Annotated in this window: 13 protein-coding genes; all 13 read right to left on the bottom strand. The window is 56.5% G+C overall.

Annotated features, from left to right (window positions below):
- Positions 1-11: 11 nt before the first annotated feature.
- The gene (gene lpxC, locus ABRZ28_RS03995; protein ID WP_319604773.1) at positions 12-929 is read right to left on the bottom strand and encodes a UDP-3-O-acyl-N-acetylglucosamine deacetylase; all 918 of its coding nucleotides are present in this window, start codon (positions 927-929) and stop codon (positions 12-14) included.
- A 102-nt stretch (positions 930-1,031) separates the two neighbouring features.
- On the bottom strand, positions 1,032-2,183 hold the full coding sequence (gene ftsZ, locus ABRZ28_RS03990; protein WP_319604613.1) for a cell division protein FtsZ: 1,152 nt from the start codon (positions 2,181-2,183) through the stop codon (positions 1,032-1,034).
- Between the two features lie 68 nt (positions 2,184-2,251).
- Positions 2,252-3,508 (bottom strand): cell division protein FtsA, encoded by a 1,257-nt coding sequence (gene ftsA / locus ABRZ28_RS03985; protein WP_109052476.1) that lies wholly within the window; start codon positions 3,506-3,508, stop codon positions 2,252-2,254.
- Complete coding sequence (gene ftsQ, locus ABRZ28_RS03980; protein ID WP_319604614.1) at positions 3,505-4,353, bottom strand: cell division protein FtsQ; 849 nt, start codon at positions 4,351-4,353, stop codon at positions 3,505-3,507. The genes ftsA and ftsQ overlap by 4 nt, the downstream gene beginning before the upstream one ends.
- Position 4,354: 1 nt before the next feature.
- Complete coding sequence (locus tag ABRZ28_RS03975) at positions 4,355-5,275, bottom strand: D-alanine--D-alanine ligase (protein WP_319604615.1); 921 nt, start codon at positions 5,273-5,275, stop codon at positions 4,355-4,357.
- Positions 5,276-5,283: 8 nt separating this feature from the next.
- On the bottom strand, positions 5,284-6,744 hold the full coding sequence (gene murC, locus ABRZ28_RS03970; RefSeq protein ID WP_319604616.1) for a UDP-N-acetylmuramate--L-alanine ligase: 1,461 nt from the start codon (positions 6,742-6,744) through the stop codon (positions 5,284-5,286).
- A gap of 93 nt (positions 6,745-6,837) precedes the next feature.
- Positions 6,838-7,902 carry an undecaprenyldiphospho-muramoylpentapeptide beta-N-acetylglucosaminyltransferase gene (murG, locus tag ABRZ28_RS03965; RefSeq protein WP_319604617.1) on the bottom strand — a complete coding sequence of 355 codons (1,065 nt, stop codon included), beginning with the start codon at positions 7,900-7,902 and terminating at the stop codon, positions 6,838-6,840.
- Positions 7,899-9,101: a cell division protein FtsW gene (ftsW, locus tag ABRZ28_RS03960; RefSeq protein ID WP_319604618.1), complete on the bottom strand. Its 1,203-nt coding sequence runs from the start codon at positions 9,099-9,101 to the stop codon at positions 7,899-7,901. Before ftsW ends, murG begins: the two co-directional genes overlap by 4 nt.
- The gene (murD, locus tag ABRZ28_RS03955) at positions 9,101-10,417 is read right to left on the bottom strand and encodes a UDP-N-acetylmuramoyl-L-alanine--D-glutamate ligase (RefSeq protein WP_319604619.1); all 1,317 of its coding nucleotides are present in this window, start codon (positions 10,415-10,417) and stop codon (positions 9,101-9,103) included. Before murD ends, ftsW begins: the two co-directional genes overlap by 1 nt.
- A 3-nt stretch (positions 10,418-10,420) precedes the next feature.
- On the bottom strand, positions 10,421-11,503 hold the full coding sequence (mraY, locus tag ABRZ28_RS03950) for a phospho-N-acetylmuramoyl-pentapeptide-transferase (RefSeq protein ID WP_330519540.1): 1,083 nt from the start codon (positions 11,501-11,503) through the stop codon (positions 10,421-10,423).
- The gene (murF, locus tag ABRZ28_RS03945) at positions 11,497-12,858 is read right to left on the bottom strand and encodes a UDP-N-acetylmuramoyl-tripeptide--D-alanyl-D-alanine ligase (RefSeq protein WP_330519539.1); all 1,362 of its coding nucleotides are present in this window, start codon (positions 12,856-12,858) and stop codon (positions 11,497-11,499) included. Before murF ends, mraY begins: the two co-directional genes overlap by 7 nt.
- On the bottom strand, positions 12,855-14,342 hold the full coding sequence (murE, locus tag ABRZ28_RS03940) for a UDP-N-acetylmuramoyl-L-alanyl-D-glutamate--2,6-diaminopimelate ligase (RefSeq protein ID WP_319604622.1): 1,488 nt from the start codon (positions 14,340-14,342) through the stop codon (positions 12,855-12,857). The genes murF and murE overlap by 4 nt, the downstream gene beginning before the upstream one ends.
- The gene (gene ftsI / locus ABRZ28_RS03935) at positions 14,329-16,092 is read right to left on the bottom strand and encodes a peptidoglycan DD-transpeptidase PBP3 (RefSeq protein WP_319604623.1); all 1,764 of its coding nucleotides are present in this window, start codon (positions 16,090-16,092) and stop codon (positions 14,329-14,331) included. The genes murE and ftsI overlap by 14 nt, the downstream gene beginning before the upstream one ends.
- Positions 16,093-16,096: the final 4 nt, after the last annotated feature.

Genomic DNA, 16,096 nt, shown 5'->3' with positions numbered 1-16,096 from the left:
CGACTTATACGTTAAGCCAGAACGGTCGACGGTGCTTTAAATGCCAACGGCATTTCCGCATCGTCTTCGAACGTCACGTATTCCCACGCTTCCTGCTTCGCCAACACCGCCTGCAACAGTTTGTTGTTCAAGGCATGTCCTGACTTGAATGCAGTAAACGCGCCGATGATATTGTGGCCGCACATGAACAGATCGCCGATGGCGTCCAGCATTTTATGGCGTACAAATTCATCTTCGAAACGCAGTCCGTCTTCGTTCAGCACGCGGTAATCATCTACGACTATCGCACAATCGAAACTGCCGCCCAGGCACAACCCACGAGACTGCAAATATTCGATATCACGCATAAAACCGAAGGTACGCGCACGGCTTATCTGACGCACGAAAGCATCGGCAGAAAAGTCCAGGCGATAACGCTGAGAACCCGCATCAATAGCCGGATGGTTGAAATCGATGGTGAAATCCAGGCTAAAGCCGTTAAACGGCGTCAGTTCAGCCCATTTATCGCCATCTTCAACCCGTACAGGCTGTTTGATACGCACGAATTTCTTGGCGCTGTTCAGTTCTTCAATACCGGCATCCAGCAGCAGGTATACAAAAGGACTGGCGCTACCGTCCATAATTGGAATTTCCGGTGCATTCACTTCAATGACAATATTGTCAATGCCTAACCCCGCCAGCGCGGCGTTAAGGTGTTCCACCGTAGAAATACGCACGTCATGCTCATTAACCAGGCAAGTACAGAGCATGGTATCACGCACGGATTTTGCATCAGCCGGAAAATCAACCGGTGGATTCAAGTCAGTGCGACGATAGATGACCCCGGTATTTGCCGGTGCAGGACGCATGGTCAGGGTGACTTTCTTGCCGGTATGCAAACCGACCCCTGTCGCCTGAACAATACGTTTTAATGTACGTTGTTTGATCATCATTTTATCTCGCATGTTACTGAACCTACCGACCTAGCATACACTAGGCTCGGTGGTACAGTTTAGCACAAAGAGCGGAGATTCCAACGTTATGAGACGGTATTAATCCGCCTGCTTACGCAGAAACGCCGGGATATCCAGGTAATCCGGCTCTTTATTCGTCTGCGGATTCTGGTCGTTAACCACTTTCGCCGCCGGCTTTTCCTGCGTCAGCGGCGTCATGCCATGCTGCTGATAGCGATGATCCATAACCGGCTGACTGGACTGCTTATTCGTCACCAGCGTAATTTCCGGACGCTTGTCCATCCCAATACCGGTAGCGACGACAGTGACGCGCAATTCGTCGTTCATTTCCGGATCGAGCGAAGTACCGATAACCACCGTCGCGTTGTCAGAGGCGAATGCACGGATGGTGTTACCCACCGTTTCGAACTCATCCAGACGCAGATCGAAACCGGCCGTGATGTTAACCAGCACGCCGCGCGCGCCGGACAGGTCGATATCTTCCAGCAGCGGACTGGAGATCGCCATTTCAGCGGCTTCTTCCGCACGGTCTTCGCCGCGCGCCACGCCTGAGCCCATCATGGCATAACCCATTTCGGACATCACGGTGCGCACGTCGGCAAAGTCGACGTTCATCAGACCGGGACGGGTAATCAGTTCGGCAATCCCCTGAACCGCGCCTTTCAAGACATCGTTCGCGGCGCCGAATGCATCCAGTAAGGAGATACCGCGCCCCAGAACTTTCAGCAGTTTATCATTCGGAATAGTGATCAGGGAGTCGACGTGTTTGGATAGCTCGGCGATGCCCTGCTCGGCGAATGCCATACGCTTTTTGCCTTCGAAGTTGAAAGGCTTGGTCACCACGGCAACCGTCAGAATGCCCAGGTCTTTCGCCACTTCAGCGACTACCGGCGCAGCGCCCGTCCCGGTACCGCCGCCCATGCCCGCGGCGATAAACACCATATCGGCGCCTTCAAGCGCCGTACGCAACGCTTCACGGTCTTCTTCCGCTGAATTCCGGCCGACTTCCGGGTTGGCGCCGGCACCCAGACCTTTGGTGATGCCGCTGCCGATCTGAATGGTTTGACCGACCGCGGTCTTACGTAATGCCTGCGCATCGGTATTCACTGCAAAGAACTCAACGCCTTCGATGCGCTCACGCACCATGTGTTCGACGGCGTTGCCGCCGCCGCCGCCAACGCCGATGACTTTTATCACCGCGTCGTTGGTTAATTCCATTGGTTCAAACATAGTTTCTCTCCGCTTTGTGCCTGTAACTGCGAGATCATAAACTGTGCTAAATGATCTCTTTGATAAAATTAAAATTCTTTCCTCAGCCAGCTATTGATTCTTTTGAACCAGTTGCTCACTGAAGCGCGTTTTTCGACTTCATGCTCACCACCGAGGTGAGACTCCTTGCCGTAATGCAGTAACCCGACAGCCGTGGAGTAGTAAGGTTCCTGCGCATAATCCGTCAGACCTGTAATATTTAGTGGCTGGCCGATGCGCACCTGAGTGTGGAACACTCGCTGTGCGCAGGCCGCCAGTCCGTCTATCTGCGCCGCACCGCCGGTAAGCACGATACCTGCCGCCAGGTGGTGTTTAACGCCTTGTTGACGTAACTGCTCCTGCAACTGTAAAAGTTCGTCGTTCACCAAATTCAACAGTTCGGTGTAACGCGGTTCAATCACTTCCGCCAGCGTCTGCCGTTGCAAACTGCGCGGCGGGCGCCCCCCTACGCTGGGAACCTCGACATTTTCGTCTTTGCCGACAATCGCGCCCAATGCGCAGCCGTGACGGACTTTTATCGCTTCGGCATCCGTCGGCGGCGTACCAAAGGCATAGGCGATATCGCTGGTTACCACGTTACCCGCGTAAGGGATAACTTTGGTATGCCGCAAGGCGCCGCCGGTATAGACCGCAATATCCATCGTGCCGCCGCCGATGTCGACGACGCAAACGCCCAGCTCACGCTCATCTTCCGTCAATACCGCGTAGCTGGACGCCAAACCGGCGAAAATCAGCTGATCCACTTTCAGACCGCAACGTTCGACGGCCTTGACGATATTCTTCGCCATATCGTTATGGCAGGTAATCAGGTGAACCTTCGCCTGCATACGCACGCCGGATAATCCGACCGGATTTTTAATCCCTTCCTGGTAATCAATCGCATACTCTTGCGGAATCACATGCAGAACGCGGTGTTCATCGCGCACGCGCACGGACTTGGCCGTATGCACCACGCTTTCCACATCCTCCTGCGTGACTTCCTCTTCTGAAATAGGCACCATCCCTATCTCATTCTGGCAACTGATATGTTTGCCGGAGAGCGCCAGATATACCGAGGAAATCTGGCAATCCGCCATCAGTTCAGCCTGGTCAATCGCGCGCTGAACGCATTTGACGACCGATTCAAGATCGTTAACGCCGCCTTTATCCATACCGCGAGACGGACAACTGCCCACGCCGATAATATTGACCATGCCATCGGGCAGAACCTCCCCTACCAGCGCAGCCACCTTTGCCGTACCGATTTCCAGCCCAACTACCAGTTTTCTGTCCGTCGACTTGATCATTGTTGTTTAGCCTGTGTCTGATTCTGATTACTGTTCTGTTGCTGATCAATGTGTTGCTGTTCAAACAAGGCCGCCCCCCAGCCTACCGCCGCACCAGAGTCATAACGCAGATCGACATAGTTGATACGTTTGTTATCGCTCTGTGCCTGACGTTGCAACAGCGGATAAAGCTCGATAAAACGATCTAAACGCCTGGCCCGATCGTCCCGTCCCAGTTCAAGACGGGTATCGTCATTCAATCCCAGTTGCCATGAATGACGCGCGCTCATCGCAACCATTTTCAAGGTAAACTTGCCTGCCGCCAGCACCTGACTCATGGTCCGATATCCTTCCAGCACTTCTTTTTCACTGCCTTCCGGGCCGTACAGCAACGGCATTTTACGATTACCGATGCGCTCGGCCGGTACGCTGAAAGCGTTCCCGTCATTATCAACCATGAACAGATCATTCCAACGCGCCGCCGGAACATATTCAACCAGATGAATCTTCAATTCATCCGGCCACTGCTTACGCACGCTGGCCTGCTTGATCCACGGCAGACGTTCAATCTGCTGTTGGATCACGTTGACATCCTGCGTCATAAAGGTTCCCGGCGAACCCAACGCTAAAATCGCCTGACGAATATCGTCGTTGGTGGTGTATTGCCTTTCACCGGTCACCACCAGTCTGGAGAGCGGCAGACGACTGGCGTCCTTCATCCACTCGACGACCATCCAGCCCCCCCAGACGATCGTCCCTATCACCATCAGCAGGAAAATCAATCCCGCCAGTTGGCCTCCGTTACTGCGACGCGCCCCGCGAGTCTCATGTTCTCGTCCACGCGTATTCAACGCTGCCTGCGACATATCAGTCAGCCAACTCCAGAATCCGGGCAACCAGTTGTGAGAACGTCATGCCGCGCTGACGAGCCGCCATCGGCACCAGACTATGGCTGGTCATTCCCGGAGAGGTGTTGACCTCCAACAGATAAAAAGCCCCGTCGCCGTCCATCATCAGATCCACCCGGCCCCAGCCGCTGCAATCCAGCGCACGGTAAGCCGCCATCGACAGATCGGCCAACGCCTGCTCTTTTTCCGATGACAGACCGCTTGGGCAAAAGTACTGTGTTTCATCCGACAGATATTTCGCTTCGTAGTCGTAAAACGTACCCGCGGCCTGGATACGGATAGACGGCAGCACCTCGTCGCCAAGGATGGCAACCGTGTACTCCGGGCCGCTGAGCCATTTTTCCACCAGCACCTCGTCGTCATGACGAAACGCCTCTTCCAGCGCGGCAGGCAGATCTGCTATCTCATTCACCTTGCTCATGCCGACGCTGGAGCCTTCGCGGCTTGGCTTCACAATCAACGGCGTGCCTAAATGCGCGAATTTTCCCGGCAGCTCATCCGGAGCGATCGCGGAAAACGCTTGCCGACTCAGGGCGACATAAGGCGACACCGGCAACCCCAACGCCTGCCATACCTGCTTGGTGCGCAGTTTGTCCATCGTCAGCGCGGACGCCATCACCCCGCTGCCGGTATAGGGCAGTTGTAAAAATTCCAGCAGCCCCTGCAAAGTCCCGTCTTCGCCGCCGCGGCCATGCAGCGCGATAAAAACTTTAGTGAACCCTTCATCCTTGAGATGCGTCACCGGAAACTCGCGCGTATCGATAGCGTGGGCGTTAATCCCCGCTTCTTGCAAACCTGCCAGCACCGCCTGACCTGAAAGCAACGACACGTCACGTTCGGCAGAGGTTCCACCAAGCAATACGGCAACTTTCTCTGTCATGATGTTCCTCATTCACTTATCTGCGGCTGTAACCTGGAATCAGCCAGTTTCCGCGCCAGCTTGCCGATATTGCCAGCCCCTTGCACCAAAACCAGATCCCCATCACGTAGCGCCTGTGACAACAACTCAGGCAAAGTATCCACGTCAGTCACTAAAATCGGATCAATCTTACCGCGTCCCCGGATAGTGCGGCATAACGACCGGCTATCCGCCCCCGGTATCGGCGATTCGCCCGCCGAATAAACATCCAGCATCAACAACACATCCACCTGCGACAGCACATGGGCAAAGTCATCATATAAATCGCGAGTACGCGTATAACGGTGCGGCTGAAAAATCATCACCAGACGTTTGTCCGGCCAGCCTGCGCGCGCAGCCTTGATGGTCGCATCGACTTCGGTCGGATGGTGTCCGTAGTCATCCACCAGCATGGCGCTGCCGCTTTGACCGTTAACCAGTTCCAACGGGTATTCACCCAGAAAATCGAACCGCCTGCCGGTTCCTTCAAATCGCTCCAGCGCACGCAGGATCGATTCATCGTCTATGCCTTCATCCGTCGCGACGGCAACGGCGGCCGCGGCGTTTAACGCGTTATGACGCCCCGGCGAGTTCAGCGTCACATTCAGCAGCGGTTTATCCTGGCGCGCCAGGGTGAAATGCCCCTGCGCGCCGACCTGCCGATAGCTGGCGATGCGCACATCGGCATCGTCGCTAAAGCCGTAGGTGGTGATATGACGCCCGACCCGAGGCAACAACTCGCGGATGACATCATCGTCCACGCACATCACCGCCCGACCGTAAAACGGCAAATTATGCAAAAAGTTAATAAACGTCTGTTTCAGGTTTTCAAAATCGCCCTGATAGGTATCCATATGGTCGGCTTCGATATTGGTTACAATCGCCGCCATCGGTTGCAAATGCAGGAACGAGGCGTCGCTTTCGTCCGCTTCGGCAATCAGATATCTGCTGGAACCCAGACGCGCATGCGTTCCCGCCGCCTTGACCAAACCACCGTTCACGAATGTCGGATCCAACCCGGCCTCGGCATAAATGCTGGCGACCATGGCCGTGGTCGTGGTTTTGCCGTGCGTTCCCGCAACGGCGATGCCGTGACGAAAACGCATTAACTCGGCCAGCATCTCAGCCCGGCGAATCACCGGGATACGCGCTTCATGCGCCGCCACAATCTCCGGGTTGTCGGCGGAAATGGCGCTGGAGACCACGACCACGCTGGCATTCAATACGTTTTCAGCTCGGTGGTGAAAATAAATCTGCGCCCCCAGTTCACTCAACTGTTGAGTCACGGCATTCGGCGCCAGATCGGACCCGCTAATCTCGTAGCCTTCATTAGCCAACACTTCGGCGATACCGCCCATGCCGGCACCACCAATGCCGACAAAGTGGATGTGCCGGACGCGATGCATCTCGGGCACGATTGAACGCAGTTTCGCCAGTTGTTGAGTATTCACTTTTTTCTATCGCTACCTTATTTAATCCCCGGCGGCTGTCCCGCCGGCGATACTAAATTAATGATCCGACCATGAACCGCATCGGTCGTTTAGCTAGCGCGCAGCGGCGCTCACTTCCGCCGCCACGCGCTCTGTCGCATCGGGAATGGCCACCGTTCGAGCCTTTTGCGCCATCGACAGCAGCGTGGCGCGATCCCAGCCCGCCAGCGTTTCACTCACGGACGTCACGTTAAACTGCGGTTGTTCGATAATCTTCGCCGCACCCGCTTTCTCCAGCGGCCGGGCGTTCCAATACTGCTGCCGATCCTTATGCAGGAAAGGGACAAACAGCGCCGGCAGCCCGGCGGCGGCAATTTCACTGACCGTCAGGGCGCCGGAACGGCACACCACCACGTCAGCCCAGGCATACGCCTCCGACATGTCATCAATAAACTCGTCGATGCGATGCTGAGTCCGCCCCGCCTGCTGGTAAGCTTGCTTAACATCCGCCAGGGCGCCTTTACCGACCTGATGCCAAATCGTAATACTGTCGCCTAACTTCGCGGCGACGCCCGGCAGCGTCTGGTTCAGGACTCTTGCCCCCTGACTGCCGCCGATCACCAGAACGCGAATCGGCCCGCTGCGTCCAGCCAGACGAATCTCCGGCGTCGGCAGAGCCAGCACATCCGTTCTTACCGGGTTACCGACCACATCCGCCTTCGGAAACGCGCCGGGAAAAGCCTGCAACACTTTTTTGGCGATATGCGACAACCAACGGTTGGTCAGCCCGGCAATGCCGTTTTGTTCATGCAGCACCACGGGAATGCCGCACAGCCAGGCGGCCAAACCGCCGGGGCCGGAAACGTAACCGCCCATCCCCAGCACCACATCCGGCTGATAACGACGCATAATCGCCCGCGCCTGACGAACCGCGCGGAAAATACGCAGGGGCGCGCTGAGCTGGGCTTTCAGCCCTTTTCCCCGCAGCCCGGAAATACGGATGAAATCGATCTCGATCCCATGCCGCGGCACTAAATCCGCTTCCATGCGATCGGCGGTGCCTAACCACCTCACCTGCCAGCCTTGAGCCATCAAATGATGCGCGACGGCAAGACCGGGGAAAACATGTCCTCCCGTTCCGCCCGCCATCACCATCAAACGCTTTCCTTCGCCACTCATCTGGCACTCCTCGTAAACGCCTGCGCTTTTGTCAGGCGCGTTTCAAAATCAATGCGTAACAACAAAACGATGGCCGTCGACATAATGAGCAAACTTGAACCGCCGTAACTGATCAACGGCAGCGTCAGTCCTTTGGTGGGCAGCATTCCCGCCGCCGCCCCGACGTTGACCAACGTCTGAAAACTAAACCAGATGCCGATAGAGCATGCCAGAAACCCCGAAAAGCGCTGATTAATCTCCAGCGCCCGCCGCCCGATAGACATCGCACGAAAAGCGACGAAGAATATCATTAACAGCGCTAAAACCACACCGATATAGCCGAGCTCTTCGCCTAAAATGGAGAAAATAAAGTCGGTGTGCGCTTCCGGCAGATATTCCAGCTTCTGCACCGAATTTCCCAGTCCTTGTCCCCACAGTTCGCCCCGACCGAACGCCATCAGAGATTGGGTCAACTGATAGCCGCTACCGAACGGGTCTTCCCACGGATTCCAGAAGGAAGTCACACGCCGCATACGGTAGGGTTCGGCGATAATCAGCAGGCAAACGGCGAAAATACCGCAGCCGATAATCGCCAGAAACTGCCAGAGCTTCGCCCCCGCTAAAAACAGCATCGCCAGCGTAGTGATAAACAGCACGACCACCGTTCCCAGGTCCGGCTGAGCCAGCAGCAACACGGCCAACACCACCATCACGCCCATCGGCTTACAAAAGCCCCAGAAATTGTTACGCACTTCTTCTACTTTGCGCACCATATAGCTGGAGAGATAACAAAACAGCGCCAGCTTGGATAACTCGGCAGGCTGAATACGCAGCGGCCCCAGGGAAATCCAGCGTGACGCCCCGTTGACCGAACTGCCGACCACCAGCACGACCAGCAGCATCACCATCGCCAACAGCAGCAGCACCGGGCTGTAACGCTGCCAAATTTCCATAGGAATGCGCAGCGTCACCAGCGCCAGCGCAAAAGCCAGCCCCAGATACAACGCATCCCGTTTGGCAAACAGAAAAGGATCGTCCGCCAAACGCTGCCCGATCGGCATTGAGGCCGATGTCACCATCACAAAACCAATCACAGCCAGCCCGAACGTCAACCACACCAGCGTACGGTCATACAGCACAAGGCTCAGCGAATCGCTTTCCCGCGACCCCATCACCCAATTTCTTAGAGGTTCGATCAATGCCAGTCCCGGGAACCGCATTAGCCCAACTCCTCAGCCAGGCGGGCGAATTCATCGCCGCGCTGTTCAAAACTGCGGAACTGATCGAGGCTGGCGCACGCCGGCGACAGCAACACCATATCGCCCGGCGCCACGCGCCCGGCTATCAGCCGCATCGCTTGTTCCATGGTCTCTGTTTGCTCTGCGATTTCAGGCCGCAACGCCGCCAACTGCCGGCCATCGCGGCCGAAGCAGTAGAGCCGGATGTCGTCGCCCTGGAAATAACGCAGCAAAGGAGAAAAATCGGCGGATTTGCCGTCTCCCCCCAATAATAAGTGTAAGGTACCCTCGACCTTCAGGCCGTTTAACGCCGCTTCGGTACTGCCGACGTTGGTGGCTTTGGAGTCGTTGATCCAACGCACGCCGTTGCGCTCCCAAACCAGTTGGAATCGGTGGCTCAGCCCGGTAAAAGCGGTCAGCGCGGTTAACGCGGATGAACGCGGAATACCGACGGCATCAGCCAATGCCAGCGCGGCCAGCGCATTGGTATAGTTATGCCGTCCTACCAGTTTGATTTCCCGGGTGTTCAGCACCCGCTCCCCCTTAATCCGCAGCCAGGTTTCTCCCTGCTGGCGGTTCAGGTGATAATCGCCGACGTCGACGCCGAAACTGACACAGCGTTCATCCGCGCCGCGAATGGGCATCGTCAGCGCATCATCCGCGTTAACAACGCACACTTTGGCGTTTTCATAAATACGCAACTTCGCGGCGCGATACTGCTGCAAGCCGAACGGGTAACGGTTGGTATGGTCTTCGGTCACATTCAGTATGGTCGCCGCCGCGGCATGTAAACTGCTGGTGGTCTCCAGTTGGAAGCTCGACAACTCCAGCACATAAAGCTGATATTCATGCTGAAGCAATTGCAGCGCCGGCAGGCCGATATTCCCCCCCACGCCCACCTGCCAACCGGCGGCGCGCGCCATATCGCCGACCAGCGTCGTGACCGTGCTTTTACCGTTCGACCCCGTAATCGCCACGATAGGCGCCTGAGCCTCACGGCAAAACAGCTCGATGTCGCCGACGATCTCAATTCCCGCGTCTGCGGCATCGCACAGTATGGGCGTGGACAAGGCGATGCCCGGACTCGCCACAATCAAATCGGCGTCCATCAGCCAGGTTTCATTGAGATCGCCGAGATGACGCTCGACATTTTCCGGTAACTTATCCAATCCGGGAGGACTGACGCGGGTATCCACCACGCGCGGCACCACGCCACGCGCGAGAAAGAAATCAACGCAGGAGAGACCGGTTAGCCCCAACCCGATGATGACGACTTTTTTACCCTGATAGTCCACCATATTTTACCGTACCTTCAGCGTTGCCAGGCCAATCAGCACCAGCATCAGCGAAATAATCCAGAAACGTACGATCACGCGCGGTTCCGGCCACCCTTTAAGTTCATAATGATGATGAATCGGCGCCATGCGGAAAATACGCTGACCACGTAACTTAAAAGACCCTACCTGCAAGATGACCGACAGCGTTTCCACCACGAATACGCCGCCCATAATCACCAGCAAAAACTCCTGACGCAGCAGCACCGCGATGGTGCCCAGCGCGCCGCCCAACGCCAGCGAACCCACATCCCCCATGAAAACCTGGGCGGGATAGGTGTTAAACCACAAGAAGCCGAGTCCCGCCCCGACAATCGCCGTACAGACCACCACCAGTTCGCTGGCATGCCGGATATAAGGAATATGCAGATAACCGGCAAAGTTCATGTTCCCCGTCGCCCAGGCGACCAGCGCAAATCCCGCGGCGACGAAGACCGTCGGCATGATCGCCAGGCCGTCCAGACCATCAGTCAGGTTCACCGCATTACTGGTCCCGACAATCACAAAGTAGGCCAGTACGATATAAAGCAGTCCCAACTGCGGCATGACGTCCTTAAAGAACGGCACCACCAGTTGCGTCGCCGGCGTATCCTTGCCGATCGAATACATGACGAACGCCACCACCAGCGCAATCAGCGACTGCCAGAAATACTTCCAGCGCGCAATCAGTCCCTTGGTGTCTTTGCGCACCACTTTGCGGTAATCGTCAACAAAGCCGACGAAGCCGTAACCCAGCAGGACAACCAGCACGCACCAGACATACGGATTAGCCAGATTCACCCACATCAGCACCGAAATGGAGATGGAGGCCAGAATCATCACGCCGCCCATCGTCGGCGTTCCCCGCTTGCTGAAATGCGACTCCGGTCCGTCATTACGCACCACCTGCCCAATCTGCAAGCGTTGCAGCCAGGCGATCAAATGCGGCCCCATCCATAAAGAAATGATCAATGCGGTCAGCAGGCTGACGATGGCGCGAAACGTCAAATAGGAAAAGACGTTGAAGCCGGAATAAAATTTGACCAGATGCTCGGCCAGCCACACTAACATGTTGCATTCTCCTGTAATGCGCGTACTACCTGCTCCATCGCAGTGCTACGTGAACCCTTAACCAATATGCTTATTATTTTGTGTTCAGACACCAACGCGCCAAGTCGTGAAACCAGTGCGGCTTTATTCTGAAAATGTTCGCCCTTGCCGCTGGCATGGCCGATTAATTCGCTTAACGTCCCCACGCTTAATACCTTGTCGATACCGGCCGCGCGCGCGGCCTCGCCCACCTGACGATGACACTCCGCCGCCTGCTCGCCCAATTCGCCCATATCGCCGACCACCATCACGCGGTAGCCCGGCATTTCGGCAAGAACCTGCGCCGCCGCCGTCATTGAGCCGACATTGGCGTTGTAGCTGTCATCCAGCAGCAATTTTCCTTCCGCCAGCACGATCGGGAACAGTCGTCCCGGCACCGCCTTGATTTGCGCCAAACCGGTTTTGACCGCCGCCAATGTCGCGCCGACGGACATGGCCAGCGCCGTCGCCGCCAGCGCATTCGCCACGTTATGCCGCCCCGGCAAAGGCAGCATCGCCTCAATCTGCCCGAACGGCGTATGCAGATTGAACGCCGTCCCCTGGGCAAGCACCCGGACGTCGCTGGCAAAGAAATCGAAATTGCTGGCTGCCTGCGCGGCAAAACGCCAGAGCGTTTTGTGGTTCAGGATTGTCTGCCAGTGCGGGAAATCGTTGCTGTCCGCATTGATAATCGCCACGCCGTCGGCGGGCAGACCGGCGAAGATTTCCCCTTTCGCCTGCGCCACGCCGGCCAGAGAACCGAAGCCTTCCAAATGCGCGGCGGCAAGATTGTTGACCAACGCGCTTTCGGGACGCACCAGATCGGTGGTGTAAGCAATCTCGCCGATATGGTTGGCGCCTAATTCAATGACCGCGAACTGATGTTCCGGCGTCAGACGCAATAGCGTCAACGGCACGCCGATATCATTGTTAAAGTTGCCGGCGGTATACAGCACATTGCCGCACTGGCGCAGAATGGCGGCGGTCATTTCCTTGACCGAAGTCTTACCGGAAGACCCGGTTAACGCCACTACGCGCGCGCCTGACTGCTCTCTTACCCAGCCGGCCAGTTTGCCCAACGCCAGGCGGGTATCTTTCACCAGCAACTGCGGCGCATTAACAGGTAAGCGCTTACTGACCAACAGAGCCGCGGCGCCGCTTTGACAGGCCGCGTCGGCATAATCATGCGCATCAAATTTCTCGCCTTTTAACGCGACGAACAAACACCCTGCTTTCAGCTTACGCGTGTCGGTTGAAACCTCATCGATCTCGACGTTCTCGCCAATCAATTCGGCGCTCACCACGGAGGCTATCTGCTGTAAGGAAACGCGAATCATGCGATCACCCCCAGCAAGCGGGCGACGGTAATCCGATCCGAATAATCCAGACGCTGATTGCCTATCAATTGATAATCCTCATGGCCTTTACCGGCTACCAACACCACATCCTGTTCTTTTGCCTGCATGACCGCGCGGGTCACGGCTTCAGCCCGACCATGAATCACCTGGACACGCCCGGCATCCAGCAAGCCCGATAAGATATCGTCGATAATGGCGGCGGGCGCTTCGCTACGCGGGTTATCGTCGGTCACCACGACACGATCGGCCAGTTGCTCCGCTATTCCCGCCATAAGTGGGCGCTTACCTTTATCGCGATCGCCGCCGCAACCGAAGACGCACCACAGTTGGCCTTTGCAATGCAGCCGCGCGGCCGCCAGCGCTTTTTCCAGCGCGTCCGGGGTATGGGCATAATCCACCAACACCATAGGGCGGCCTTCGGCGTGAAACGCCTCCATCCTGCCGCACACGGGTTGCAGATGCGATCCGGCCGCAATCAACTGGCTGAGGGGATAACCCAGCGAAAGCAGCGTCGCCAGCGCCAGCAACAGATTGCTGACGTTAAATTCGCCGATCAGATGGCTTTCAATCTCGCCATGCCCCCAACTGGAGTCAAAACGAATAATGGTGCCGTTGTCGTGATAATCGACGCCGGTGGTTTTCAGCCAGCGCCCACGACAGCCGGGAATCAGATTGTTTTCCATGGTAACGGCGACGGCATCCGGCAGTTTATCCAGCCAGCGACGACCAACGTCGTCATCCGCATTGATAATCATCTGCCCTACCCGATGCTCGGCAAACAGGGACCATTTAGCGGCTTCGTAATGTTCCATATCGCCATGATAATCCAGATGATCCCGACTCAGATTGGTGAACGCCGCGGCGGCAAACGGCAGCGCCGCCACACGGCCTTGCGCCAGACCATGAGAAGAAACCTCCATGGCGGCGAACGTTGCGCCCTGATCGACCAGTTGCCTCAATACATGTTGCACATCGACTGCCGAACCCGTGGTGTTTTCCGCCGGCGTGATGCGTCCCAGCAGGCCGTTGCCGACCGTACCCATGACGGCGCTGGTTTCTCCCAACGCCTGGCTCCACTGCGCCAGCAACTGCGTCGTGGTGGTCTTTCCATTGGTGCCGGTCACGCCGATCAACTGTAATTTTTCTGCCGGCTGTTGATAGAAGCGTCCCGCCAGTGCGGAAAGGCGATGGTTCAGATTGCTAAGGTAAACCACCGGTACGCCATGCATTTCACGCACCGTACCATCGGAAGCTTCGTCCTCGGCTTCAGCAATAATCGCAGCCACGCCTTGTGCAATCGCCTGCGGGATATAGCGCCGCCCATCCGTTTGGTGGCCGACGACAGCGACAAACAGATCCCCGGCAGCCGCATTGCGGCTGTCTAGTATCATTTCCCGCAGCGCACACGCCGGAGCACCCTGCACCCACGGCGCTAATAACTCGCGCAAATTACGATCTGCCACCTGACCCCTCTTCTCGATTAATCACAAAATCATTTTTGTCACCCGTGGGCAAGGCATCAGGCTCTACATTCATCGTACGCAGAACGCCCCCCATGATGGCGCCAAAGATCGGCGCGGAAACCGCACCGCCGTAATACTTACCGGCCTGGGGATCGTTGATAACCACGACCAACGCAAACCGGGGGTTGCTGGCGGGCGCGACGCCCGCCGTATAGGCAATGTATTTATTGATGTACTTGCCATCCGGCCCGACCTTTTTCGCCGTCCCGGTTTTAATGGCAATCCGATAACCTTTAATCGCCGCTTTGGTGCCGCCGCCGCCCGGCAGGGCGACGCTTTCCATCATATGCACCACGGTACGCACCAACGCTTCGGGAAACACGCGTTCACCCGCAACCGGCGGATCGACTTTGGTAATCGATAACGGGCGGTAAACCCCGAAGCTGCCGATGGTGGCGTAGACTCGCGCTAATTGTAACGGCGTTACCATTAGCCCGTAGCCGAAAGAGAAGGTGGCCCTCTCTATGTCAGACCACCGTTGTTTTTGCGGGTATAAGCCACTGCTTTCTCCGACCAACCCCAAATTGGTCGCTTTTCCCAACCCCATGCGCGAGTATGTTTCGACTAGCGCGGAGGAAGGCATCGCTAACGCCAGCTTGGAAACACCGACGTTACTCGACTTCTGGAGGATCCCGGTAAGGGTCAATTCATTGTAACGGGCCACGTCTTTGATTTCGTGACCGTTAACGTAATACGGCTGGGTGTTGAGCACGCTGTTTTCTTTTATCACCCCGCGTTGCAACGCGGTCATTACCACCATCGGCTTCACGGTGGAGCCCGGTTCAAAAATATCGGTAATGGCGCGGTTGCGCATAATGTCTTTAGGCGTACCGGACAGATTATTGGGGTTATAGGACGGACTGTTCGCCATCGCCAGCACTTCCCCGGTATTCACATCAACCAATACCGCCGTGCCGGACTCCGCCTTGTTAAAGGCCACGGCGTTGTTCAGCTCACGATAGACCAGCGCCTGTAAACGCTCGTCAATGCTCAACGCCAGATTATGCGCGGCCTGACTGTCAACGGAAGAAATGTCTTCAATCACCCGGCCGAACCGATCTTTACGCACGGTGCGTTCGCCCGGTTGTCCGGTCAGCCAGCGATCGAAGCTTTTTTCGACCCCTTCAATGCCCTGGCCGTCGATATTGGTAAAACCAATCAAATGAGAAGTGACCTGACCCGAAGGATAATAACGGCGCGACTCCTGGCGTAAGTTAATGCCGGGCAGCTTCAGTTTATGAATATATTCGCCGATTGCCGGATTCACCTGGCGCGCCAGGTAGACGAAGCGTCCTTTGGGATTGGCGTTAATCTTCGCGGTCATTTGATCCAGCGGAATCTCAAGCGCATCGGAAAGCGCCTTCCAGCGCGTATCCTGCGTGATGCCGCCATGGTCATTCAGATCTTTCGGATCGGCCCAGACCGCGTTTACCGGCACGCTGACCGCCAGGGGGCGCCCGGCGCGATCGCTGATCATGCCGCGAGCCGTCGGTATTTCCTGTACGCGCAGGGAGCGCATGTCCCCTTCGCGCACCAGTTTATCGGGGTTGATCACCTGGAGATAAGCGGCACGAACCATCAGTCCAACCATCGCCAACAGAATACAGCCGCAAAGCAACGCAAAACGCCAGCTAACAAAGCTGGCCTGGTCTTCCTGGCGTTTCAATCTTCCTGTACGAGCTGCTTTCATGCTT

This window comes from Brenneria sp. g21c3 (genome assembly GCF_040240345.1).
Lineage (GTDB): Bacteria > Pseudomonadota > Gammaproteobacteria > Enterobacterales > Enterobacteriaceae > Brenneria.
The sequence above is the reverse complement of the archived record's forward strand: the minus strand, read 5'-3'. Positions and strand labels throughout refer to the sequence as shown.

Coding starts and splice junctions, on each gene's coding strand:
- ftsQ (WP_319604614.1), bottom strand. CDS start 4,353: ATGTCGCAGGCAGCGTTGAATACGCGTGGACGAGAACATGAGACTCGC.
- mraY (WP_330519540.1), bottom strand. CDS start 11,503: ATGTTAGTGTGGCTGGCCGAGCATCTGGTCAAATTTTATTCCGGCTTC.
- ftsI (WP_319604623.1), bottom strand. CDS start 16,092: ATGAAAGCAGCTCGTACAGGAAGATTGAAACGCCAGGAAGACCAGGCC.
- ftsZ (WP_319604613.1), bottom strand. CDS start 2,183: ATGTTTGAACCAATGGAATTAACCAACGACGCGGTGATAAAAGTCATC.
- murG (WP_319604617.1), bottom strand. CDS start 7,902: ATGAGTGGCGAAGGAAAGCGTTTGATGGTGATGGCGGGCGGAACGGGA.
- lpxC (WP_319604773.1), bottom strand. CDS start 929: ATGATCAAACAACGTACATTAAAACGTATTGTTCAGGCGACAGGGGTC.
- ftsW (WP_319604618.1), bottom strand. CDS start 9,101: ATGCGGTTCCCGGGACTGGCATTGATCGAACCTCTAAGAAATTGGGTG.
- ftsA (WP_109052476.1), bottom strand. CDS start 3,508: ATGATCAAGTCGACGGACAGAAAACTGGTAGTTGGGCTGGAAATCGGT.
- murD (WP_319604619.1), bottom strand. CDS start 10,417: ATGGTGGACTATCAGGGTAAAAAAGTCGTCATCATCGGGTTGGGGCTA.
- ABRZ28_RS03975 (WP_319604615.1), bottom strand. CDS start 5,275: ATGACAGAGAAAGTTGCCGTATTGCTTGGTGGAACCTCTGCCGAACGT.
- murF (WP_330519539.1), bottom strand. CDS start 12,858: ATGATTCGCGTTTCCTTACAGCAGATAGCCTCCGTGGTGAGCGCCGAA.